Raw genomic sequence first — 23,417 nt, 5'->3', positions numbered from 1 at the left:
CGTTTCGTTTCGTTCAGTTTTCAAAGAGCAAACTCGGCGTCTCCCTTTTGGGCGACTTTTATATTATATCAATCTGGCAAGATGATGTCAACAACTTTTTTATTTTTTTCGTCGCCGACCATCTTGTTCAGACAACGATTCTTAATATAACACCTTTTTTTCAGATTGGCAATAGGTTTTTTACATTAATTTTATGAGTTATGCTCAAGATATAGAGATAGGGCACCGGAATGTTCCGGTGCCCTTTTCCCATCATTCATTTTCATATAATTCTTCACCGGTGATCTCATCATCGGTTGGTGTTGTAGAAACTTCTTCAATTCCTTCAGTTTTTTCCACTTTTGCTACCGTGGCGACGGATTCTTCATCGTCCAGCCTGATCAAAATCACTCCTTGCGTATTTCGGCCCATGACTGAAATATCTTCTACAGACATTCTGATCAATATTCCGCCTGCAGTAATCAGCATAAGGTCTTCATCGCCTTTAACTGTTTCTACAGCAACGATGTTTCCGGTTTTTTCAGTTATATTGCATGTGATCAAGCCTTTTCCGCCGCGCGATTGTACCCGGTAATCGGCTGCCGGCGTCCGCTTGCCGTAACCGTTTTTCGTGACAACAAGGACATCATTGTCCTCTTCCAAAATCTCCATTCCGACGACTTCATCGTTATTCGATAAATGAATCCCTTTTACACCGGTTGCCGTTCTTCCCATTGAACGTACATCCGTTTCATGAAAACGAATGAGAAGCCCATTTTTCGTTCCCATCACGATATCTTTATTGTTATCCGTTAATTTCACTGAAATCAATTCATCATTTTCACGAAGGTTCAGTGCAATCAGCCCATTATTTCGGATGTTGGCAAAGGCTGATACTGGTGTCCGTTTAACAATTCCTTCTTTTGTGGCAAAGAACAAGAACCAGTCTTCAAGGAATTCTTCCACGGAAATAATCGTATTGATCCATTCACCTTTATCAATTTCAAGCATGTTAATAATCGGCAGTCCTTTGGCCGTCCGGCTGTACTCCGGAATCTCATAACCTTTTGTCCTGTATACTTTTCCTTTATTCGTGAAGAAAAGAATTGTATCATGCGTGGACGTTGTAATTAAATGTTCCACGAAATCATCTTCGTTTGTTCCCATTCCTTGAACACCCCGGCCGCCCCGTCTTTGGCTGCGGTAAGTGGAAATAGGAAGCCGCTTGATGTAGCCGTTATGGGTTAACGTAATGACTACATTTTCCCTTGGAATCAAGTCCTCATCTTCGATTTGCCCTACTCCGCCAGAAACAATCTCCGTCCTGCGTTCATCATCAAAGCGCTCTTTAATTTCGGTCAGTTCATCGCGAATAATTTGAAGCACTTTTTCTTCATCGGCCAAAATGGCTTTTAGTTCCGCAATCAGCTTGACGAGCTGGTGATATTCGTCTTCTATTTTTTCCCTTTCCAATCCGGTTAAGCGCTGAAGCCGCATATCCAGGATCGCCTGCGCCTGTTTTTCGCTTAAATTGAATTGCTCCATTAACCCGGCCCGGGCAATGTCGGTTGTTTCCGATCCCCTGATCAAACTGATAATGGCATCAATATGGTCAAGTGCAATTCTTAATCCTTCCAAGATATGGGCGCGCGCTTCCGCTTTCCTCAGTTCGAACTCTGTCCGCCTGCGAATGATGACCTTTTGATGTTCCAAATAATGCTGCAGGCATTGCTTTAAATTCAATACTTTCGGCTGTCCGTCGACAAGCGCAAGCATATTGATTCCGAAGCTCGTTTGCAGGGCGGTCATTTTGTATAAATTATTTAAAATGACGTTCGCGTTGGCATCGCGGCGGACTTCCATGATAATTCGCATGCCGGATCGGTCTGATTCGTCCCTTAATTCCGTAATGCCGTCAATCTTTTTTTCACGCACCAGTTCGGCAATTCGTTCGATCAGCCTTGCCTTATTGACTTGATAGGGAATCTCATGGACGATGATCGTTTCCCTTCCGTTCGGTTTCGTTTCAATTTCAACCCGGGCCCGCATCATAATGGAGCCGCGGCCCGTCTCGTAAGCCCTTCTGATGCCGCTCCTTCCTACAATCAATCCTGCTGTCGGAAAGTCCGGCCCTTGAATGTACTCCATCAATTCCTGAATCGTTATATCAGGATCCCTGCTTAACATCAAAAGCCCGTCAATGACTTCACCCAGTTGATGGGGGGGAATGTTCGTTGCCATACCTACGGCAATTCCGGATGATCCATTGACAAGCAGATTCGGAAAACGGGCAGGCAGCACGACCGGCTCTATTTCTGAACCGTCATAATTCGGTTTATAATCTATCGTATCCTTATTCAGATCCCGCACAAGCTCCATTGAGATTTTTGACATTCTTGCTTCCGTATACCGCATGGCGGCCGCCGAGTCGCCGTCAATCGAACCAAAATTGCCGTGCCCGTCTACAAGCATGTATCTGTAGCTGAAATCCTGGGCCATCCGGACCATCGTTTCATAAACGGCTGAATCTCCGTGGGGGTGATATTTGCCGATGACTTCCCCGACGATCCGCGCAGATTTCTTATAGGCTTTATCACTCGTCATCCCAAGGTCATTCATGGCATATAAGATCCGCCGATGAACAGGCTTTAATCCATCCCGGACATCGGGAAGGGCACGGGAGACGATGACACTCATCGCATAGTCGAGAAAGGATGAACGCATTTCCTGGCTTAAATTGATTTCCTTCACATTTGATTCAGGCATATCAGACATGCCGAAACCTCCCTTATCCCGAAAAAAGCAAGTGAGGAATCTCACAAGCTTTTATCCGGCAAAAAATTAAATATCCAAATTCTTTACGTATAATGCATTTTCTTCGATAAACAGCCTGCGTGGTTCGACTTTCTCACCCATCAGCATATCAAATGTTTCATCCGCATCAATGGCGTCTTCCAAACCCACCTGCAGGAGCGTTCTCGTTTTCGGATTCATCGTCGTTTCCCAAAGCTGCTCGGGATTCATTTCCCCGAGACCTTTATACCTCTGCACTCCCGGTTTTGGCTGCTCCGGCAGCTCGGCAATCAATGCATCCAATTCAGGTTCGGAATAGGCATATAATTCCTTTTTCCCTTGGCTGATTTTAAATAGCGGCGGCTGGGCTATATAAATATATCCCGCTTCAATCAGCGGCCGCATATAACGGTAGAAGAGCGTCAGCAGCAGCGTGCGTATGTGGGCGCCGTCCACGTCGGCGTCTGTCATGATCACCACTTTATGGTATCGGGCTTTTGAAATGTCAAAATCGCCCCCGATTCCGGTGCCAAGCGCTGTAATGATCGCCCGGACTTCGTCGTTTGAAAGAATCCGATCCAGGCGCGCTTTTTCAACATTAATAATTTTTCCCTTTAGGGGTAAAATAGCCTGAAAATGCCGGTCTCGACCTTGTTTTGCAGACCCGCCGGCGGAGTCGCCTTCCACTACGTATAATTCACTGATTTCCGGATCCCTGGATGAGCAGTCCGCCAGTTTACCCGGTAAATTGGATATTTCCAAAGCATTTTTTCTCCGTGTCAATTCACGCGCCTTTCGGGCCGCCATTCTCGCTCTGGCGGCCATCAAGCCTTTATCAACGATCTTTCTTGCCAGCGTTGGGTTTTCCAAAAGGAACTTCTCAAAGTGCTCCGAGAAAAGGGCGTCAGTGATCGTACGTGCTTCCGAGTTCCCAAGTTTTGTTTTTGTTTGCCCCTCAAATTGCGGATCCGGGTGTTTGATTGAAATAATGGCGGTCAAACCTTCCCGGACATCTTCCCCCGACAAGTTGCCGTCATTTTCTTTGATGATTTGATGCTTTCTGGCATAGTCGTTAATGACTCTTGTCAAAGCCGCCTTAAATCCCGATTCATGCGTTCCGCCTTCATACGTGTGGATGTTGTTCGCAAAAGAATAAAGATTGCTTGCATAGCCGCTGTTGTACTGCATGGCGATTTCAATGGCAATGTCATCGCGCTCACTTTCGATGTAAATCGGGTCATCGTGAAGCACCTCTTTCGATCTGTTCAAGTGCTCTACGTACGACTTTATCCCGCCTTCATAGTGAAATTCCAGTTTTTTTGCTTCATCGCGCTTGTCTTCAATCGTCAGCTTCAAGCCTTTGTTTAAAAATGCCAATTCCCGGGTACGGGTAGATAAAGTTTCAAAATCAAATTCCGTTGTTTCCGTAAAAATCTCCGGATCCGGTTTGAAGTGAATCGTCGTTCCCGTCCGATCGGTATCACCGATGATTTTTAAATCAAATTGAGGTACACCCCGTTTATATTTTTGGTAGTGGACTTTTCCGTTCAAATGAACATATACTTCCAGTTCCGTCGATAAAGCATTTACAACTGAAGCGCCTACTCCGTGGAGGCCGCCGGATACTTTATATCCTCCGCCTCCGAATTTTCCGCCGGCGTGTAGGACGGTCAAGATGACTTCAACCGCCGGGCGGCCCATTTTCTCCTGGATTCCAACGGGTATTCCACGTCCGTTGTCGATAACGATGATGCTGTTGTCCTCTTCAATGATAAGGTTGATTTCATCACAATATCCGGCCATTGCTTCATCGATGCTGTTATCAACAATTTCCCATACGAGATGATGCAAGCCTTTTATGCTTGTTGAACCTATATACATCCCAGGCCGCTTTCGAACCGCTTCGAGCCCTTCAAGCACTTGGATCTGATTTTCATCGTACTGTTGTTGGATTGCCTTTTGTTCCATTGACACGAACGATTCACCTGCACTTTCCATCTATTTTAAAATGAACCAAATACATTGTTCATTATTGTATCGTTCATCGCTTTTTTCTTTAAAGTGGCAAAGGCAACAGGGGAGAGATACATATGATTCGGCGTAATCACAAGCGATTTAAACGATTCGTCCGCAATATTGACTACATTTGTTTTTTTCCTTTCCAAAAGCTCCTGCATCGTTTCCGACTCCTTGATGGACTGCATATCTAAAATGGCGATGATATCACCTAAACGGACCAATGTATCATCACCCACATGAATGTACATATAAAGTCCTCCTCATTGCACTCTCGTAATGCTGCCGTTCTGAACAAAAAAACTTGTCGCTTCCCTGATCGTTCTATGATCAATGCCGCTCGTCGTTGTTGTCGTGACGAACGTCTGGACTTTACCCTGAATCGTATTGAGCAAATGGGATTGGCGAAAATCATCCAGTTCGGACAACACATCATCGAGCAGCAATATCGGATATTCGCCGACTTCCTCATAAATGAGTTCAATTTCGGCCAATTTGACAGACAGGGCCGCAGTGCGCTGCTGGCCTTGTGATCCAAACGTTTGAACGTCCCGCCCGTTGACATAAAAATGGATTTCATCCCGATGCGGCCCAATAAGGCTGATTCCCCTGTCCATTTCCCTTTCCCTCAAAGCGGAAAGTTTTTCCTCGAATATTGTTACCATTTTTGACGAATCGGCCTGTTCTGATACATCCAGGGATGGTTTATATTGAATCATCAGTGACTCATGGCCCCGGGAAATGCCGGAATGAATCGGTTTGGCCCAACTTTCGAGGATCCGTACAAACTCGAACCGCTTCTGAATGATTTTTACGGCGATTTCAATATATTGTTCAGTCAACACATCCAAGAACGTTACATCTGTCTGTTTTTTGATCTGCAATTGCTTCAAATACTGGTTCCGCTGTTGCAGGATTTTTTGGTATAAACCGACATGGTAAAGATAGACAGGAGAAACTTGGCCAATTTCCATATCAATAAAACGACGCCTTACTTGAGGGCTCCCTTTGACAAGGTGGAGATCTTCAGGCGCAAACATGACAACATTCATATTCCCAACATATTGGCTCAATTTTTTCTGCTCTATATGGTTAAACTTTGCCTTTTTCCCTTTTTTGGAAATGATTAACTCCATTGGGGCAGACCCGCTCTTTTTTTGGATCCTGCCATTTATTTTAGCATAATCTTCATCCCACCTTATTAAATCCTTGTCATGAGATGTTCGGTGCGACTTGGCCATGCCTAAAACATAAATGGCTTCCATGACGTTCGTTTTTCCTTGGGCATTTTCTCCGACAAATACATTGACTTTATTTTCAAAAGAAAGGGAGAGGGTTTTGTAATTTCTAAAATTTTCCAATCCTAATTGCTCAATATGCATGGGATAGACATCCTTTAATGGGCAACAAGAAAATTTCCGACTCCTGGCACTTCGATCCGATCACCTTCCATGAGCTTCCTGCCGCGTCTTTGTTCAGGCTCTCCATTGACCAAGACAGTATGCTCGCTCAAAAACCACTTGGCCATTCCGCCTGAATCAATCAGATCGGCAAGCTTTAAAAATTGGCCAAGTGTGATGGTGTCCGTTTGAATCACAATTTTTGTTTCCACGCTCTCACTCTTTCTTTATTGTTGATCTCATACCTTTATTTTACTAAAGATTTACTCTCATGACAAAGAATACGGAGTATCATGAGGCACTGCCCCAAGTTGAAAAACAGATGCACGAAAGAAGCAGGGGACCATTTTGTTTTTTTCACAAGTCAAGAAAGTTTTACTCTGCAAGAAAATTTTTCTTTAAAAGGTGCTTTTCTGTGTCTAGCTTGGGACAGACACAGGTCATCCTAGTGCGCCGGCGCTACAGGACGCGGCGACCTGAGGCTAAGGCGGCCAGGGCGCCTAGCTCCTCGAGGTCATAAATCAAAACTCTCCGGAGGCGGAGGCGTCCCGTGTGTTTGTCTTATTTGCCCGTGCCAAGCAAGGCGCCTGCGCTTAGTCCGGAAAGGAGACGAAAAAACCTGCCGTTTAAGGCAGGTTGTCTAGGCTGTACGGATAGGCAAAATAAGCTGCAATATGTTTGGGTCCTCCGCAGATTTAATAATAAAAGGCCTCATGGCACCCGTAAAGCTGACTGTGATTTCATTACCTTCCACTGCACGGAGGGCATCCATCATGTATTTGGCACTGAAGGAAATGTTGAGGTCTTCCCCTTCAAGCGATTGTATCGGGATTTGCTCGTATACGTGGCCGATTTCGGGTGTAATGGAAGAGATTTCAATCATGTTCCCATCACGTGATGCAAGCTTTACAACATTGTTTCTTTCTTCCCGGGCCAACAAGGAAGCTCTGTCAATGGCATCATTAAACAATTTCCCATCAACAACTAAATTTGTTTTATATTCTGTGGGAATGAGCCTTGATGTATCAGGGTATCTTCCTTCCAATCGCCGGGAGTAAAAATGAATATTCTTCGTTTTAAAAAGAATTTGGTTGTCTGTAATGAAAATCTCGACTGGGTGATCATTGTCATCAAGGATCTTGCTGAGCTCAACCAGACTTTTTCCAGGGATAACCGTTTGGTAGTTTTCATTTTCCGGCATGTCGACTGGTGCTGTTTTCATGGCCAGCCTATGGCTGTCGGTGGCAATACAGGAAAGTGTACCATTTTTAATTTCCCAGTTGACACCTGTCAAGATCGGGCGTATTTCTGAGATGGACACTGCGAACACTGTTTGCCTGATCAATGTTTTCAACAGATTGCCAGGCAAGGAAAATACAGTTTCATCCGATACCTGGGGAAGAAGCGGGTACTCCGTATGGTCAAGCCCGTTTAGATTGAATTCTGCTTTCCCGGAACGAATGATTACTTGTCTTGAATCCTCTACCTTCATTTCCACTGTTTCCATCGGCAGTTTTCTAACAATATCTCCAAAAAAACGCGCATTCAGAACAATTCCTCCCGGTCGAATGATATCGATTATTTTATCGCCATTTTCTTCAACAGGTATCTTGGACTCTATGGATATATCGGAATCACTCCCGGTAAAAGTAATTCCTTCTTCTGAGGCAATAATTTTAATGCCCGTCAAAATGGGAATGGTTGTTCTTGAAGAAACTGCTCTCATGACATGGTTGACACTGTCCGCGAGCTGATTCCGCCGAATGGTAAATTGCATTTTTGTTCTCCCTCATTTCAGCATATACATCATTATTTTTTATTTTAAAAACCGTAGTAATAGTAATAGGTGCTGTGGATATGTGGATAAATATGTGAATGACTGAAAAACACGCTTTATTCACATGTGTACAAAGTGTGCATGGGCCTGTTTCAGTTATTCACATGATCCTCAATGCATGCTTTTAAGAGAATCCTTGAGATTTTCAATAATAGATTGCAAATGGCTATCTGCTTCCAGAAGTTTTGAAATTTTGTCGCAGGCGTGAATGACCGTAGTATGGTCGCGGCCGCCAAATTCTTCGCCAATTTTCGGAAGTGAGAGATCGGTCAGTTCCCTTGCCAGGTACATGGCAATCTGTCTTGGGAAAGCAATTGATTTTGTCCGTTTTTTTGCCTTAAAATCCTCGAGTTTTACATTAAATTCGGCTCCGACCGCTTTCTGGATATCGAAAACTGTAATGACTTTTGGTTTTGAGCTGGGAATAATATCCTTTAATGCTTCGGCTGTCAAATCCGCATTGATGTCCTTATTAATGAGGGAAGAATAGGCGACAACGCGTATAAGAGCCCCCTCAAGTTCCCGAATGTTCGTATCAATTTGGTTGGCTATGTATAGCATCGCTTCATTCGGTATGTCCAAGCCGTCCGCTTTCGCTTTTTTTCTTAAAATGGCGATTCTCGTTTCCAGGTCGGGCGGAGTAATATCCGTGATCAATCCCCATTCAAACCGGGATCTCAGGCGGTCTTCCAATGTAGGAATTTCTTTGGGCGGCCGATCGCTCGAAATGACGATTTGCTTTCTTTCTTCGTGCAATGTATTAAAAGTATGAAAAAATTCTTCCTGGGTTTGTTCTTTTCCGGCCAAAAATTGAATATCGTCTATTAATAGCACATCTACACTTCGATATTTATTTCTAAAATCATCAGCTTTATTGTCACGGATCGAATTAATAAATTCGTTTGTAAATTTTTCGGAGGACAAGTAGACAACCTTTGCCGTTGGGTTGTGTTCCAATACATAGTGGCCGATTGCGTGAAGCAAATGTGTTTTTCCAAGACCAACCCCTCCATAAATAAAAAGCGGGTTATAAGCTTTAGCCGGAGCCTCGGCAACAGCAAGCGATGCAGCATGGGCAAAACGGTTTCCGGCACCAATAACGAATGTATCGAACGTATATTTGAAATTCAGCATATTTTGATAGCTTTCACTTCTATGGATTTCTTGAACCGGATGTGGCTTAGCCGGCGTTTTGCTTGTTGCTTCCTCTTCTTTTTCAGGGGGAATGATAAATTTTACCTCCAGGTTTTCTCCGACAATTTCATATAAAAGTCCGGAAATCAAATCCGTATAGCGGCCTTCCAGCCAATCCCTGGCAAATTCATTGGGAGCTGCAACAACCAAAGTGTCACCCTGCAAATTGTAGGCTTCGGTATATTTAAGCCATGTATCAAAACTGGGCTTGCTAATCTTATGTTCAATATTCTTCAGGACCTGGTCCCAAAGATCGGCCAAGTTTTCCAAAACTTACCCCCCTTTATTTTAGTAGATCCCGGCTTATTTTTTCATTCTCAAGGAAGAGAAATTGTGGAAAAGTATAATAATAGTAGAAAACAGGCATTTCGACAATATCCACTTTATGTGGACAAAGATATTCAGCGGAGGTTTATAACAATCCACATTCTATCCACAATCTGTGGATAAGAGTGAGGATGAGGATGGATCATCCACGCATAAAAACAATATTATCATAACAAATAATGTATGGTCCTGCAATGAATGCCAAACATTATCCACAATGCTAAATTACGGCAAAAAAAATTATTCACACCCCTTTGGTTTGTGAAAAACTTGTCGATAAATGTTGTGAGTAAGAAAAATAGTGCTCACAAATAATCAACAGGATGATCTGGAACCTAAATAGCGAAGGCCTGGAGGAAAAAATAAAAAGGGAAGGTTGACAATCTTTCAATGCCATCTTTATAATTAGTAAGACTGTCTTAAACGGGAATTTTTCCAACCCTCGAGGAGGTGTTATCATAATGAAAAGAACATATCAGCCAAATAGACGTAAAAGAAGCAAAGTTCATGGCTTTCGTGCCCGCATGAGCACAAAAACAGGCCGCAGAGTACTGGCTGCCCGCCGTCGTAAAGGAAGAAAAGTTTTATCTGCGTAGACCACTGAAACGTCTCAGTGGTCTTTTTTCTAATAAACGGGAGAACGGTACTCGATTTTTGAGGTGGATGAATGAAGAAAACATTCAGAATTAAAAAAAATACGGAGTTTCAGGCAGTTTTTCAAAAAGGGAGATCTGTTGCCAATCGGCAATTTGTGATATATATGCTGGAAAAGGAAGATCAAACCCATTTTCGGATCGGATTATCCGTGAGCAAAAAAATCGGAAATGCGGTGACGAGAAACCGGATCAAACGGTATATCCGGCAATTTTTCCAAGAAAATCAAGAGCGGGTGAGCCCGCATAAAGACTATGTGATCATCGCCAGGAAACCGGCGGCCGAGATGGATTACCACTGTATCAAAAAAAGCTTGGAACATGTACTCCGGGTGGGAAAAAGCATACGAAAGGAATCAGATGAAAATAAATGAACAGAAGCGGAGAAAAGTGTTAAAATAACGGATAGAGCATGTTTCGCATCGTGCGTTATTTTGATACACAGGGAGGAAATGAAGTTTTGAAGAAAAAAATAATTTTATTGTCAGCATTGCTGTTTCTCATGATGATCGCAGCAGGCTGCTCTACGATTGAAAACCCTGTGCCGATTACACCAGAGAGCACTGGTTTTTGGAGCAAGTATATTGTTTACCCTTTATCATGGCTGATAACGACGACAGCCGAAATGTTGGGCGGAAGCTACGGTTTGGGAATCGTGATTGTAACGATTATCATTCGGCTGGCTATTTTGCCGCTGATGATTAAACAAACCAAAAACTCAAAAGCCATGCAGGTACTTCAGCCGGAAATGCAAAAATTAAGGGAAAAATACAGCTCAAAAGATGCAAAAACCCAGCAGCAGCTTCAGCAGGAAATGATGCAGCTGTTTCAAAAACACGGCGTGAATCCGCTGGCTGGCTGTTTTCCGCTGCTGATTCAAATGCCGATTTTAATTGGATTTTATCAAGCGATCATCCGTACAGAAGAAATTGCTAACCACACGTTTCTATGGTTGTACCTTGGAAAGCCGGATCCGTTGTTTCTATTGCCGATCATTGCGGGATTGACAACTTTCTTGCAGCAGAAAATGATAATGGCCGGAATGGAAGGCCAAAACCCGCAAATGCAAATGATGCTATACATCATGCCGGTCATGATTTTGATCTTTGCAATCAATTTCCCGGCGGCACTTTCCTTATACTGGGTAGTCGGAAATATCTTTATGATCGTCCAAACGTATTTTATAAAACCGCCGGCCGTTCAAAAAGCGACGGCCAATGAGGGAAAGGTGAGGGGAGCTAAAAAGTGAAACAAGTCACTGCCAGCGGGAAAACCGTGGAAGAAGCAGTACAATCAGCTTTGGCTCAACTAAATGCAACAAAAGACCAGGTCGAAATCCAAATTGTTGATGAAGGTAAAAAGGGTCTGTTCGGATTATTCGGGTCCCGCCCGGCTGTCATTGAAGCGACGCTGAAACCGGATGCGATTGAATCAGTCGTGGGATTTTTGCAAAATGTTCTTCTCAATATGGGCATCGAAGCAAACATTGACACGGTTCAAGAGGATGAGCGTCATGTATTGGTCAACATTACCGGAGAAAAAATGGGACTTTTAATCGGAAAAAGAGGACAAACGATCAATTCTTTGCAATATTTGGCCCAACTCGTCGCCAATCGCCACTCAGGTCATTATATAAGGGTCATTTTAAATCCGGAAAATTACCGGGAGCGGCGAAAAGAAACGCTGGTTCGCCTGGCAGAGCGACTTGCCCAAAAGGCCGTTCATGCAGGAGAACCGGTAAAGCTGGAACCGATGCCGAATTACGAAAGAAAAATTATACATACCGTGCTGGCAGATCACCATGGGGTGCAAACCGTGTCAAAAGGCGAAGAGCCCAACCGATACGTTGTCATTCAGCCAAACACTTCTCAAAATTGAGAGGTGTTTTTTTTTGTGGGAAAACCCCGGGCTATGGGAATCACTTTTGATTTTTTTGTTGATACTGGCTTGCTGCATTGTTATTCACATGTGGATAAGATAAAATAAAAAAATGGGGCTTATTCCATCTGTGGAGAACTGCCAATAAAAAAATATGCACATGTGTATTTATATATTCATTTTTAAAAAGAAGAGAGGTGAAAAAGATGGATTTCGATACAATTGCCGCGATATCGACTCCGCTTGGCGAAGGCGGGATAGCGATTGTCAGAATCAGCGGTGATGAAGCAATTCAAATTGCCGATCAAATATTCCAAGGAGCAGGGGGGAAACAGTTAAAAGATACAAAAACCCATACGATTCATTACGGGCTGCTTGTCAATCCAAAAACGAAGACGAAAGTGGAGGAAGTCATGGTTACCGTGATGAAGGCTCCTCGCACTTATACCCGTGAAGATGTAGTGGAAATCAATTGCCACGGAGGTCTTGTTTCGGTCAACCGTGTTCTTCAGCTCGTATTAAACAACGGTGCGCGGCTTGCCGAACCGGGGGAATTTACGAAACGGGCATTTTTGAACGGGCGCATCGACCTGTCGCAAGCGGAAGCTGTCATCGATTTGATTCGGGCCAAGACGGACAAAGCGATGAATGTTGCTTTGGAGCAAATGGGCGGGCGTCTGTCAAAGCTGATCGCAAAGCTGCGCCAGGACATATTGGAAACCCTTGCCCATGTTGAGGTAAACATCGATTATCCGGAATATGATGATGTAGAAGAAATGACACATCGCCTCTTAATGGAAAAAGCCGTCTACATCCGTGATGAAATAAAAAAATTACTAATTACGGCCGAACAAGGTAAAATATTACGTGAAGGTTTGGCGACAGCCATCATTGGGAGGCCAAACGTCGGGAAATCATCCCTCTTGAACAGCCTTGTTCAGGAAAACAAGGCGATTGTGACGGATATACCCGGAACAACGAGGGATGTTATCGAAGAATATGTAAATGTAAGGGGAGTTCCTTTGCGTTTAATCGATACGGCAGGGATCAGGGAAACGAAAGATATTGTCGAGCAGATCGGTGTGGAGCGGTCCCGCAAAGTGTTGAAAGAAGCGGATTTGATTTTACTCGTATTAAATTCCGCCGAGGAATTTACTTGCGAAGATGAGCAGCTTTTTAAAGCTGTCGAAGGAATGGAAGTCATTGTTATCGTCAATAAAACGGACTTGCCGAAAAAAATAGATATGGACAAAGTGCGGGAAATGGCCCAATCTCATATCATCGTGACGACTTCCTTATTGGAGGAAGAAGGGATCGACGATTTGGAACAGGCGATTGCCGAACTGTTTTTCCGCGGTGAACTGGAAACGGGTGATGTGACGTATGTATCGAACAGCCGCCATATCGCGTTATTAAATCAGGCACTTCAAGCGATTGAAGACGTCATTGAAGGCGTTGAAATGGGGACCCCGATCGATATCGTCCAGATCGACATGACCCGAACGTGGGAATTGCTTGGGGAAATTATTGGCGATACGGTTCAGGAAAGCTTGATTGACCAATTATTCAGCCAATTTTGTCTCGGAAAATAAACACATAAAAATATTCGAAAAAGGGAGGTTGCAAATGACATGAAGCAATTTGAGGCAGGCCGATATGACGTCATTGTCGTCGGAGCGGGCCATGCCGGATGTGAAGCAGGGCTGGCGGCCGCCAGAATGGGCGCCCAGGTGCTGATGATTACGATCAATCTGGACATGGTGGCCTTTATGCCGTGCAATCCGTCCATTGGCGGTCCGGCAAAAGGGGTCGTTGTTCGGGAAATTGATGCCCTTGGCGGAGAAATGGGAAAAAATATTGATAAAACAGCCATCCAAATGAGAATGCTTAATACCGGAAAGGGTCCGGCAGTTCAGGCACTGCGTGCCCAGGCAGATAAATTCCAATACCAGCATGAAATGAAAAATACGCTGGAAAATGAACCGAATATCACCCTTCATCAGGGGATGGTTGAAAAATTAATGGTAGAAGACGGAGTATGTAAAGGTGTTGTCACGATGACGGGTGCCATGTATCGGGCAAAAGCAGTCATCATTACTACCGGCACTTTTTTGCGCGGGGAAATCATTCTCGGCGAGCTCAAATACTCAAGTGGACCGAACAATCAGCAGCCTTCCATTACATTGTCCGAACATCTGCAAGAGCTTGGCTTTGAATTGGTACGGTTCAAAACAGGAACCCCGCCGCGGGTCAACAGCCAAACGATTGATTACAGCAAAGCGGAAATTCAGCCGGGAGATGAAGAACCAAGGGCATTCAGTTATGAAACGACAAAAAAAATCACGGATCAACTGCCTTGCTGGCTGACGTATACGAACGAGCACACACACCGCCTGATTGATGACAATTTGCATCGCTCCCCGATGTTTTCCGGCATGATTAAAGGGACGGGGGCGCGCTATTGCCCATCGATTGAAGATAAGGTTGTCCGCTTTAATGACAAGCCGCGCCACCAGATTTTCCTCGAACCGGAAGGGCGCCATACGAACGAAGTGTATGTCCAGGGACTTTCCACAAGCTTACCCGAAGAAGTCCAGCATGAATTGATCAAAACCGTTCCTGCATTGGAAAACGCGCGAATGATGCGCCCGGGATATGCCATTGAATATGATGCGATCATTCCGACCCAGTTGTGGCCGACATTGGAAACGAAAAAAATTAAAAATTTGTATACGGCTGGCCAAATCAACGGTACATCCGGTTATGAAGAAGCGGCTGCCCAAGGGCTTATGGCGGGCATCAATGCTGCATGCAACATCTTGGGCAAAGATGAAGTGATTTTAAGCCGCTCTGATGCCTATATCGGCGTATTGATTGATGACCTTGTGACAAAAGGGACAAATGAACCATACCGGCTTTTAACATCACGCGCCGAATACCGGCTGTTATTGCGCCAAGACAACGCCGACCTTCGTCTGACCGATCTCGGATACAAACTGGGGCTGATTCCGGAAGAAAGGTACGAGCGGTTTAAACAGAAAAAAGCCGATATTAAAGAAGAAATAAAAAGACTGCAAAAAATCATTTTAAAACCAAATGAAAAGACGCAAACCATTATCAGGGAAGCGGGCGGAAGTGAATTGAAAGACGGCATACGCGCTTCCGATTTATTAAAACGGCCCGAAATGAAGTATTCCCATATCCGCCAGTTGGCTCCAGGCGAAAAAGATCTTTCACAAGACGTGATCGAACAGGTGGAAATTCAGATCAAATACGAAGGCTATATTGAAAAATCTTTGCAGCAGGTTGAAAAGCTGAAAAAGCTGGAAAACAAAAAAATTCCCGAAGACATCGATTATGATGCCATCCAGGGCATTGCGACCGAAGCCCGCCAAAAGCTGAACAAAGTCCGGCCGCTTTCCATTGCCCAGGCTTCCCGGATTTCCGGTGTCAATCCAGCAGACATTTCCATTTTATTAGTCTATATTGAGCACGGAAAAATAGCCCGTGTTTCAGGAGATGGCGCATAAGAAAGGGTTTATCGATGAATATAGATCAATTTACAAATGAATTAAAGAAAATGGGAATTGAATTAAACGGGCGCCAGCTCAATCAATTCAAACGGTACTACGAACTTTTGGTGGAATGGAACGAAAAAATGAATTTAACGGCGATCACCGGTCATGAAGAAGTGTACCTAAAACATTTTTATGATTCGGTGAGCGCTGCATTTTTTGTGAATTTCAACGGCTCCAGGTCGCTCTGTGATGTCGGGGCGGGGGCCGGTTTTCCAAGTATTCCGCTGAAAATATGTTTTCCTGAACTGGATATAACCATAGTTGATTCCTTAAAAAAGCGGATCACTTTTTTAAATGAGCTTTCCAAAGAGCTGCAGCTTGAAAATACATTTTTTTATCATGATCGTGCGGAAACATTTGCCCGCCATAAAGAGTTTCGTGAACAATTTGATATCGTGACGGCAAGGGCAGTGGCAAAAATGTCCGTTTTAACGGAGTTGTGCCTGCCGCTTGTAAAGCAAGAAGGCTTATTTGTAGCAATGAAGGGGGCAAACGCCGGTGAGGAATTAAAGGCGGCCGAAAAAGCGATCAAGCTGCTAGGCGGAAAAATACAAGCTGTCCATTCCTTTGCATTGCCAATTGAAGAAAGTGAAAGATACATGATTATCGTAAAAAAAGTGAAAAAAACTCCAATTAAATATCCGCGCAAGCCTGGTACGCCAAATAAAATGCCGTTGGAATAAATATCTTGCCGGCAGGGGAGCAGCCGTTCGGCAGGATTTTGGTCATGGGGATAGAATGTAGTTAAAAAGGGAGTTATTATTTCAAGGTGGTGTAGAAGGATGAAACATCCTTTCTCGCGTTTTTTTGGATTGGGCGATAAGGAACTGCCGACAGAAAGAGAGGCGGCGGAAGAAACGGATGAGGTAAAGCACATAGCAGTGTCCGCCATCATTCCGAATCGTTTTCAACCAAGAACCATATTTGATGAAACAAAAATAGAAGAGTTGGCCCGAACCATCCATACGCATGGGATCATTCAGCCAATCGTTGTCAGGGAAGCCGAAAACAGCCAATATGAAATTATTGCCGGAGAACGAAGATTCAGGGCGGTCCAGATGCTTGGCTGGGAAAAGATCCCCGCTATCATTAAAAATTTGAATGACACGGAAACAGCATCCATTGCATTAATTGAGAATTTGCAACGGGAAGAGCTGACTCCGATAGAAGAAGCCATTGCATATGGAAAACTGCTGGAGCTCCATAATTTGACGCAGGAAGCATTGGCCCAAAGGCTGGGAAAAGGGCAGTCAACCGTTGCCAATAAACTCCGTTTACTCAAACTTCCGGAAGAAGTTCAAGAGGCTTTATTGAAAAAACACATTACGGAGCGGCACGCCCGTGCATTAATACCAATTAAGGACCCCAAAAAACAAGTGGAATTGATGAATCTGATCGTTGAAAGGAACTTAAATGTAAAGCAAACGGAAGAACAAGTCGTCAAAATGCTTTCCACTGACAAACAGCCCAAAAAAACGCCCAGAAAAAGGGCAATCAGCAAAGATATGCGAATTGCCGTCAATACGATCCGCCAATCACTTTCCATGGTGGCGGACAGCGGAATCAAACTGGATTCAATGGAAGAAGAATTTGAAGAATACTATCAAATTACGATCAAGATTCCAAAAAAGAAAGAATCATAGGCATATACGAGCATGAGAAGCTTGAATAAAACAAGTTTCTCATTTTTTTTAACGAGTAAAGAAAGCAAAACTTGGTAAGAATTGCTCTTTTAAAGAAGTTTTTCTGTGTCTAGCTGCAACGCCTAGCCCCTCAGGTTCATAAGCCAATTCCTTGTGGTGGCTGAAGTACAGCTACCTCGGGAACCGTCTTATGCTTGTCGGGGCTGATCAAGGCGTTTTCGCATTCGGTCCAGTCTGTACGGCGATGGACAAGGCGCTTGCGCTTTTCTTCCAAGCAAACGGGAAATGGAAAATAAATTTTTATTTAGGCGTAATCCTCATCGAATATTTGTTAAAATAGATTAGGTGAGGTAATTTACAGGAGGAAGTTAAGGTAGGTGACATTGTTGGGAAAGATCATTTCCATAGCCAACCAAAAAGGAGGCGTCGGAAAAACGACCACCTCTGTCAATTTAGGGGCTTGTTTGGCCTTTATTGGTAAAAAAGTATTAATTGTTGATATTGATCCCCAGGGAAATGCGACAAGCGGTGCGGGTATTGATAAAGGTGATGTCAACGAATGCATTTATGACGTACTTGTGGATGATTTGGCGATGGACAAGGTAATTAAAGATACAGCGGTTGAAAACTTATATGTCGTTCCGGCCACGATTCAGTTGGCAGGAGCAGAGATTGAACTCGTTCCGACCATTTCCAGGGAAGTTCGTTTAAAACGGGCGATGGACCGAATCAAGGATGACTTTGACTACATATTGATCGATTGTCCTCCTTCCCTCGGTTTGCTGACAATCAATGCATTGACGGCATCCAACTCAGTCTTGATCCCTGTCCAGTGCGAATATTATGCCCTTGAAGGATTAAGCCAACTGTTGAATACCGTCCGGCTTGTACAAAAACATTTAAACAACCATTTGATGATTGAGGGCGTCCTCCTTACAATGCTTGATGCAAGGACAAACTTGGGTATTCAAGTCATTCAAGAAGTAAAAAAATATTTTCAAAATAAGGTATATCAAACGATTATTCCGCGGAACATCCGGCTGAGCGAAGCTCCCAGCCATGGGGAACCGATTATTATTTATGATCCTAAATCCAAGGGAGCAGAAGTTTATTTAGATCTCGCAAAGGAAGTGGCTGAAGTTGGCTAAAGGTCTTGGAAAAGGCATTAATGCTTTGTTTGCGAATATGGAAGTGGGAACCGAGGAAACTGTTCGGGAAATAAGCATCAGTGAAATTAAACCGAATCCATACCAGCCGCGAAAGCTGTTTTCGCCTGAAGCGATTGACGAGTTAAAAGAATCGATCAAGCAACACGGTATTTTACAGCCAGTTATACTGCGCAAAAGCGGCAAGGGATATGAAATTGTAGCTGGTGAACGACGTTTTCGCGCTGCAAAGGCAGCCCGGATGACAACCATTCCTGCGGTGATCAGGGAATTTAACGATGAACAGATGATGGAACTGGCCGTGTTGGAAAATTTGCAACGGGAAGATTTAACACCCATTGAAGAGGCAAGAGCCTATCAAATGTTAATGACCAATTTGAATGTAACGCAGGAAGAATTGGCAAAACGGCTCGGAAAAAGCCGCCCGCATATTGCAAACCATGTCCGGCTGCTTGCCCTGCCTTCCAAAGTGCAAGATTATATTACGGAAGGCAAGCTTTCGATGGGACATGGACGGACCCTACTTGGTTTAAAACGGAAAGAGCAAATGAAGCCGATTGCGGAAAAAACAATCAAAGAAGGGCTGAACGTCCGCCAACTTGAAAAACTGATCCAGGATATAAACGAAAATGTTCCACGTGAAACAAAAAAAACGACGCCTAAAAAAGACGTGTTTATAAGAGAACAGGAAAATCGTTTGCGTCAAAAGTTTGGTACAACAGTGACCATTAAACAATCCAAAAACAAAGGGAAAATTGAGATAGAGTTTTTATCTCCGGAAGATTTGGAACGTATCTTGGAAATAATCGATTTACAAGAATAATATTAATGAGACATGGGAAAAGTCAGGTGAGTTCATGGTTTTGCTGGGGACGCTTGTAAATGGTATTTGCATCATCATCGGTACATTGCTCGGAAGAATTTTGCGGTTCATCCCTGAAAAAATGAAAGAAACGGTGATGTACGGTATCGGCCTGTCCGTCATGGTATTGGGACTGCAAATGGGTTTTAAAAGCGAAAATTTTTTGATCGTGATTATGAGCATCGTGTTTGGCGCTGTACTCGGTGAATGGTGGTCGCTGCATGATCGATTAAATGCCTTGGGGCGCTGGCTGGAAAAACGTTTGGGCTCGAAAGAAGAAGGAACGGTCGCCCAAGGTTTTGTAACGGCGACCCTTATTTTTGTGATCGGTGCGATGGCGATTATCGGGGCCCTTGACAGCGGAATACGAAACGACCATAACGTCCTTTATACGAAAGCGATAATCGACGGTTTTACAGCCCTTATTTTGTCCACGACTCTTGGCATTGGGGTCATTTTTTCCGCTATTCCGGTTGTCGTGTACCAGGGAATGATCGCTTTATTCGCCACTCAAATCAATCGAATCATTCCGCAAATATTAATGGATCATTTTATTTTGGAAATGACGGCAGCAGGCGGCATCATGATTTTTGCCATCGGCCTTAATTTGGTCGGCATTACAAAAATACGGGTTGCAAATTTGCTGCCGAGCATTCTTGTCGTGGCCATCATCGTGACCGTATTGTATGTTTTCAATATAAAAATTTAATCAGCAGGAATTGCTCCTGCTTGGTTGCCACGGTTAACTACTGTGGCTTTTTTATTTGAAGTGGACCCAGCGTTACTTTGCCGATCTTTTATTGTCCATATTAAAACCGATGCGTTGAAACATGCTTCGCTGGAAGCAAATGCGGTCAGCCTCCAAAATACCGGCAGAAATTTGCTTGGCCATTTTCATGACGAGGCTTAAACGGGTGTTTTGCAGGACGACAAATTCCATATGTCCGGCAATATTGACGATCCCTGTAATGGATGCGTGCCCAACTTCGGGCAGTTTTTTATGAACGCCGGCTCCCGGCTTGACAGGTCCTGCGTTTACTTTAATGTCACCGATGCTTGTCATTCTTCCCAGACAGGCATCAATTCCGATAATAAAAGGATAGCTGTAGTTTGCTTCTATATCATTTAATATGTTTTCAAGATTCATGGCATGTACAGGTTCATCCAGTGTCCCGAAAACATGAAACAAATTTAACCCCTTTTCCTGTAAGAGCGAACCGGTCAACGGACCCAGTGCATCCCCGGTGGAACGGTCCGTACCAATGCAGACAACAACAATTGGCCGATCTACAGATTGGGGGAACAGGCCAACAATCGTGTCACTGATTTTATGAATGGCCATTTGGTCTTCAAAATGTACAATCAGTTCGTTTCCCATGAATATCCCCCTTTCCTGTTCGTTCAGCCAACTGAAATAATCCGTGTGATAAACAGTATACGAAGAAACTGCCTTTTCTATACATAGACAAATTCGGCTTCCTTCATGTGTGGAAATGGGGAAAGGTTATTGATAAAATAGGTACCAAATCCAAGGCAAGTCAGGTGAGGATATTGGAAGAACAACTTGATAAATTCGAAAACAACACGAACAAGTTTATTGAAAAGTTTACCGATCCGGATTTATGGATCCATTTCGGGTTGGTAGCATTAAAAATTATCATGATTTTGCTGCTGTCCTTTATTGTTATAAAGGTGGGGAGGGCGGCGATCCGAAATATATTTAAAAGAAGAACAAGAGTGCCTCTGCAGTTTTCGGAACGCAGGGAAGCAACGCTTGTGAAGCTGCTGCAAAATATACTAACCTATACGGTCTATTTTGTGGCGATTGTCATGATTTTATCTTCATTGACGATTGATGTGACGGGCCTTTTGGCAGGTGCCGGGATATTGGGGCTTGCTGTCGGGTTTGGCGCCCAGAATCTTGTGAAGGATGTTATTGGCGGTTTTTTCATCATCTTTGAAGACCAGTTTTCCGTAGGAGACTACGTAAAAATTGGACAATTTGAAGGGACTGTTGATGAAATTGGGCTTCGGACTACGAAAATACTGAATTGGACAGGCGAACTATACATTATTCCAAATGGCAATATTACGGAAGTAACAAACTTTTCCCTGCACAACAGTGTCGCCGTTGTCGATATCTATCTTAGCTATGAAGCAGATTTAAAGAAAGTGGAAACTCTGATTGAAAATGTATTGGAAAAGCTGCCGGAAAAATACGAGGAGATCGTAAGCCCGCCGAGCATTCTCGGCATTCAACAGTTGGGTGCTTCGGAGGTCATTTTAAGAGTGACTGCCGAAACGCTTCCATTACAAAACTGGTACATTGCCCGCGAGATCAGAAAGGCAATCAAACTGGAACTTGATGCCCATCAAGTTGATGCTCCGTATCAACGGATTGTCATGTTTTCAGGTAAAGAGCATCAAGACCAAAACCATTTCGGTGAAAGACAAGGGGGATAAAAATGGAGCAAAAAGAATTTAATCTTCATGACGTTGTCGAAATGAAAAAACCGCATCCATGCGGAACAAACCGCTGGCGCATTATTCGTATGGGAATGGATATCAGAATGAAATGCGAAGGCTGCGGACATAGCGTCTTGCTGCCCCGCAGGGAGTTTACGCGAAAATTGAAAAAGATTTTGGAAAAGCATGAGGGGTGACCTTATGCTTTTTTTCATTTTTTTATAGGGTTGTCTTTTACATGTTGACTCTCTATAATTATGAATGGATTGGGAGAGATTTCCCATAAGTAGAGGAGTGACCGATATATGGCTCTAACAGCAGGGATTGTTGGTTTGCCAAACGTGGGCAAATCAACTTTATTTAATGCGATAACAAAAGCGGGAGCAGAAGCTGCCAACTATCCGTTTTGTACGATTGACCCCAATGTGGGGATTGTTGAAGTCCCGGATCACCGGCTGCAAAAGTTGACGGAGCTCGTGAAACCGAAAAAAACGGTGCCGACTGCTTTTGAATTTACGGATATTGCAGGGATTGTCAAAGGTGCCAGCAAAGGTGAAGGGCTCGGAAATAAATTTCTTTCCCATATTCGGCAGGTGGATGCCATTTGTCATGTCGTCCGCTGTTTTGCCGATGGAGAAATTACCCATGTTTCCGGGAAAGTGGATCCCATAGATGACATCGAAACGATCAATTTGGAATTAATATTGGCTGACCTGGAGTCGGTTGATAAACGGATTGGCCGTGTTGAAAAAATGGCCAAACAAAAAGACAAGGAAGCGATGGCGGAATTTGAAGTGCTCAGTAAATTAAAAGAAGCCTTTGAGGCGGATAAACCGGCCAGAGCCCTCGATTTTACGGAAGAACAGGCAAAAATTGTGAAGCATTTGCATTTATTGACGAGCAAACCGGTATTATATGTGGCGAACGTCGGGGAAGAGGATGTTGCCAAACCTTCGGAGAATGAATATGTTCGAAAAGTCATGAACTATGCAGAGAATGAAAATGCCGAAGTGATTGTCATCAGCGCCAAAATTGAAGAAGAAATAGCGGTTCTTGACGATGAAGAAAAGGCAATGTTTCTTGAAGAACTCGGGATTGAAGAATCCGGGCTTGACCAGTTAATCCGTGCTGCATATAGTTTGCTTGGTTTGGCAACATATTTCACTGCCGGGGAAAAAGAAGTCCGCGCCTGGACATTTAAAAAAGGGATGAAAGCCCCGCAATGTGCCGGTATCATTCATACAGACTTTGAAAAAGGTTTTATCCGTGCGGAAACAGTCTCATACGAAGACCTGCTTGCTGCCGGTTCCATGGCAGCTGCCAGGGAAGCTGGAAAAGTCCGCTTGGAAGGAAAAGAATATATCGTTCAAGATGGAGATGTGATTCATTTCCGTTTTAACGTTTAATTGTATCCAGCTTTCCTGAAGTGGGGAACGGAAATACTGTCAAGCCTTCAGGTCACGGATTTGGCTGGTCCCAGTACAATTCAAATCCGGACGATGAGGCATAATTGGTAATGGAAGCCTGCAATTATAGTATTGCAGGCTTTTTTCTGTGTGCCCCGCAGTTACACAATCTAAGTGGTTAAAATCCACTCAGTAACTTTACCCTTTAAAGTGCTGTAG

23 protein-coding genes are annotated in these 23,417 nt (G+C 43.8%); 15 read left to right on the top strand and 8 right to left on the bottom strand.

The window, feature by feature from the left end; genetic code table 11:
- A partial coding sequence (locus tag AB1L08_RS16680) for a hypothetical protein (protein WP_413065784.1) occupies positions 1–197 on the top strand: 197 nt, incomplete at its 5' end.
- A gap of 55 nt (positions 198–252) precedes the next feature.
- Here the strand turns inward: AB1L08_RS16680 and gyrA are convergent.
- The 7 genes from gyrA to dnaA form a co-directional block, all read right to left on the bottom strand.
- Positions 253–2,754, bottom strand: coding sequence for a DNA gyrase subunit A (gene gyrA / locus AB1L08_RS16675; RefSeq protein WP_413065783.1), 2,502 nt, complete (start codon positions 2,752–2,754; stop codon positions 253–255).
- 66 nt (positions 2,755–2,820) lie between these two features.
- The gene (gene gyrB, locus AB1L08_RS16670; protein WP_413065787.1) at positions 2,821–4,740 is read right to left on the bottom strand and encodes a DNA topoisomerase (ATP-hydrolyzing) subunit B; all 1,920 of its coding nucleotides are present in this window, start codon (positions 4,738–4,740) and stop codon (positions 2,821–2,823) included.
- A 35-nt stretch (positions 4,741–4,775) separates the two neighbouring features.
- Positions 4,776–5,039 (bottom strand): extracellular matrix regulator RemB, encoded by a 264-nt coding sequence (remB, locus tag AB1L08_RS16665; protein WP_413065782.1) that lies wholly within the window; start codon positions 5,037–5,039, stop codon positions 4,776–4,778.
- Between the two features lie 12 nt (positions 5,040–5,051).
- The gene (gene recF, locus AB1L08_RS16660) at positions 5,052–6,170 is read right to left on the bottom strand and encodes a DNA replication/repair protein RecF (RefSeq protein WP_413065781.1); all 1,119 of its coding nucleotides are present in this window, start codon (positions 6,168–6,170) and stop codon (positions 5,052–5,054) included.
- Positions 6,171–6,184: 14 nt separating this feature from the next.
- Positions 6,185–6,400, bottom strand: a complete 216-nt coding sequence (yaaA, locus tag AB1L08_RS16655; protein WP_413065780.1) for a S4 domain-containing protein YaaA — start codon at positions 6,398–6,400, stop codon at positions 6,185–6,187.
- A 428-nt stretch (positions 6,401–6,828) separates the two neighbouring features.
- Entirely contained in the window at positions 6,829–7,965 is a 1,137-nt protein-coding gene (dnaN, locus tag AB1L08_RS16650; RefSeq protein ID WP_413065779.1) for a DNA polymerase III subunit beta, read from the bottom strand.
- A 171-nt stretch (positions 7,966–8,136) separates the two neighbouring features.
- The gene (gene dnaA, locus AB1L08_RS16645; protein ID WP_413065778.1) at positions 8,137–9,489 is read right to left on the bottom strand and encodes a chromosomal replication initiator protein DnaA; all 1,353 of its coding nucleotides are present in this window, start codon (positions 9,487–9,489) and stop codon (positions 8,137–8,139) included.
- Between the two features lie 518 nt (positions 9,490–10,007).
- Between dnaA and rpmH the strand changes: the two genes are divergently transcribed.
- From rpmH to AB1L08_RS16590, 11 genes are all read left to right on the top strand, one after another.
- Entirely contained in the window at positions 10,008–10,142 is a 135-nt protein-coding gene (gene rpmH, locus AB1L08_RS16640; RefSeq protein WP_413065777.1) for a 50S ribosomal protein L34, read from the top strand.
- Between the two features lie 71 nt (positions 10,143–10,213).
- On the top strand, positions 10,214–10,573 hold the full coding sequence (rnpA, locus tag AB1L08_RS16635) for a ribonuclease P protein component (protein WP_413065776.1): 360 nt from the start codon (positions 10,214–10,216) through the stop codon (positions 10,571–10,573).
- Between the two features lie 86 nt (positions 10,574–10,659).
- Positions 10,660–11,448: a YidC family membrane integrase SpoIIIJ gene (gene spoIIIJ, locus AB1L08_RS16630; RefSeq protein WP_413065775.1), complete on the top strand. Its 789-nt coding sequence runs from the start codon at positions 10,660–10,662 to the stop codon at positions 11,446–11,448.
- Complete coding sequence (gene jag, locus AB1L08_RS16625; protein WP_413065774.1) at positions 11,445–12,077, top strand: RNA-binding cell elongation regulator Jag/EloR; 633 nt, start codon at positions 11,445–11,447, stop codon at positions 12,075–12,077. The genes spoIIIJ and jag overlap by 4 nt, the downstream gene beginning before the upstream one ends.
- Before the next feature lie 206 nt (positions 12,078–12,283).
- On the top strand, positions 12,284–13,669 hold the full coding sequence (gene mnmE / locus AB1L08_RS16620; protein ID WP_413065773.1) for a tRNA uridine-5-carboxymethylaminomethyl(34) synthesis GTPase MnmE: 1,386 nt from the start codon (positions 12,284–12,286) through the stop codon (positions 13,667–13,669).
- 39 nt (positions 13,670–13,708) lie between these two features.
- On the top strand, positions 13,709–15,607 hold the full coding sequence (mnmG, locus tag AB1L08_RS16615; RefSeq protein ID WP_413065772.1) for a tRNA uridine-5-carboxymethylaminomethyl(34) synthesis enzyme MnmG: 1,899 nt from the start codon (positions 13,709–13,711) through the stop codon (positions 15,605–15,607).
- Between the two features lie 14 nt (positions 15,608–15,621).
- Positions 15,622–16,338 carry a 16S rRNA (guanine(527)-N(7))-methyltransferase RsmG gene (gene rsmG, locus AB1L08_RS16610; RefSeq protein WP_413065771.1) on the top strand — a complete coding sequence of 239 codons (717 nt, stop codon included), beginning with the start codon at positions 15,622–15,624 and terminating at the stop codon, positions 16,336–16,338.
- Positions 16,339–16,437: 99 nt separating this feature from the next.
- Positions 16,438–17,298 (top strand): nucleoid occlusion protein, encoded by an 861-nt coding sequence (noc, locus tag AB1L08_RS16605; protein ID WP_413065770.1) that lies wholly within the window; start codon positions 16,438–16,440, stop codon positions 17,296–17,298.
- A 386-nt stretch (positions 17,299–17,684) separates the two neighbouring features.
- Positions 17,685–18,446 (top strand): ParA family protein, encoded by a 762-nt coding sequence (locus tag AB1L08_RS16600; protein WP_413065786.1) that lies wholly within the window; start codon positions 17,685–17,687, stop codon positions 18,444–18,446.
- Complete coding sequence (locus AB1L08_RS16595; RefSeq protein ID WP_413065769.1) at positions 18,439–19,287, top strand: ParB/RepB/Spo0J family partition protein; 849 nt, start codon at positions 18,439–18,441, stop codon at positions 19,285–19,287. The genes AB1L08_RS16600 and AB1L08_RS16595 overlap by 8 nt, the downstream gene beginning before the upstream one ends.
- Before the next feature lie 34 nt (positions 19,288–19,321).
- Positions 19,322–20,035 carry a DUF554 domain-containing protein gene (locus AB1L08_RS16590; RefSeq protein ID WP_413065768.1) on the top strand — a complete coding sequence of 238 codons (714 nt, stop codon included), beginning with the start codon at positions 19,322–19,324 and terminating at the stop codon, positions 20,033–20,035.
- A gap of 72 nt (positions 20,036–20,107) precedes the next feature.
- Here AB1L08_RS16590 and yyaC read toward each other — a convergent pair whose 3' ends face one another.
- The gene (yyaC, locus tag AB1L08_RS16585) at positions 20,108–20,704 is read right to left on the bottom strand and encodes a spore protease YyaC (protein ID WP_413065767.1); all 597 of its coding nucleotides are present in this window, start codon (positions 20,702–20,704) and stop codon (positions 20,108–20,110) included.
- A gap of 170 nt (positions 20,705–20,874) precedes the next feature.
- On the opposite strand from yyaC, the gene AB1L08_RS16580 reads away from it, so the two are divergent.
- The 3 genes from AB1L08_RS16580 (at position 20,875) to ychF (ending at position 23,198) form a co-directional block, all read left to right on the top strand.
- Positions 20,875–21,789, top strand: coding sequence for a mechanosensitive ion channel family protein (locus AB1L08_RS16580; protein WP_413065785.1), 915 nt, complete (start codon positions 20,875–20,877; stop codon positions 21,787–21,789).
- 2 nt (positions 21,790–21,791) lie between these two features.
- Positions 21,792–21,989 (top strand): DUF951 domain-containing protein, encoded by a 198-nt coding sequence (locus AB1L08_RS16575; protein WP_413065766.1) that lies wholly within the window; start codon positions 21,792–21,794, stop codon positions 21,987–21,989.
- 108 nt (positions 21,990–22,097) lie between these two features.
- On the top strand, positions 22,098–23,198 hold the full coding sequence (gene ychF, locus AB1L08_RS16570; protein ID WP_413065765.1) for a redox-regulated ATPase YchF: 1,101 nt from the start codon (positions 22,098–22,100) through the stop codon (positions 23,196–23,198).
- Positions 23,199–23,417 lie beyond the last annotated feature (219 nt).

It is taken from the genome of Siminovitchia jepli (genome assembly GCF_047228825.1).
Taxonomy (GTDB): Bacteria; Bacillota; Bacilli; order Bacillales; family Bacillaceae_C; genus Siminovitchia.
The sequence above is the reverse complement of the archived record's forward strand: the minus strand, read 5'-3'. Positions and strand labels throughout refer to the sequence as shown.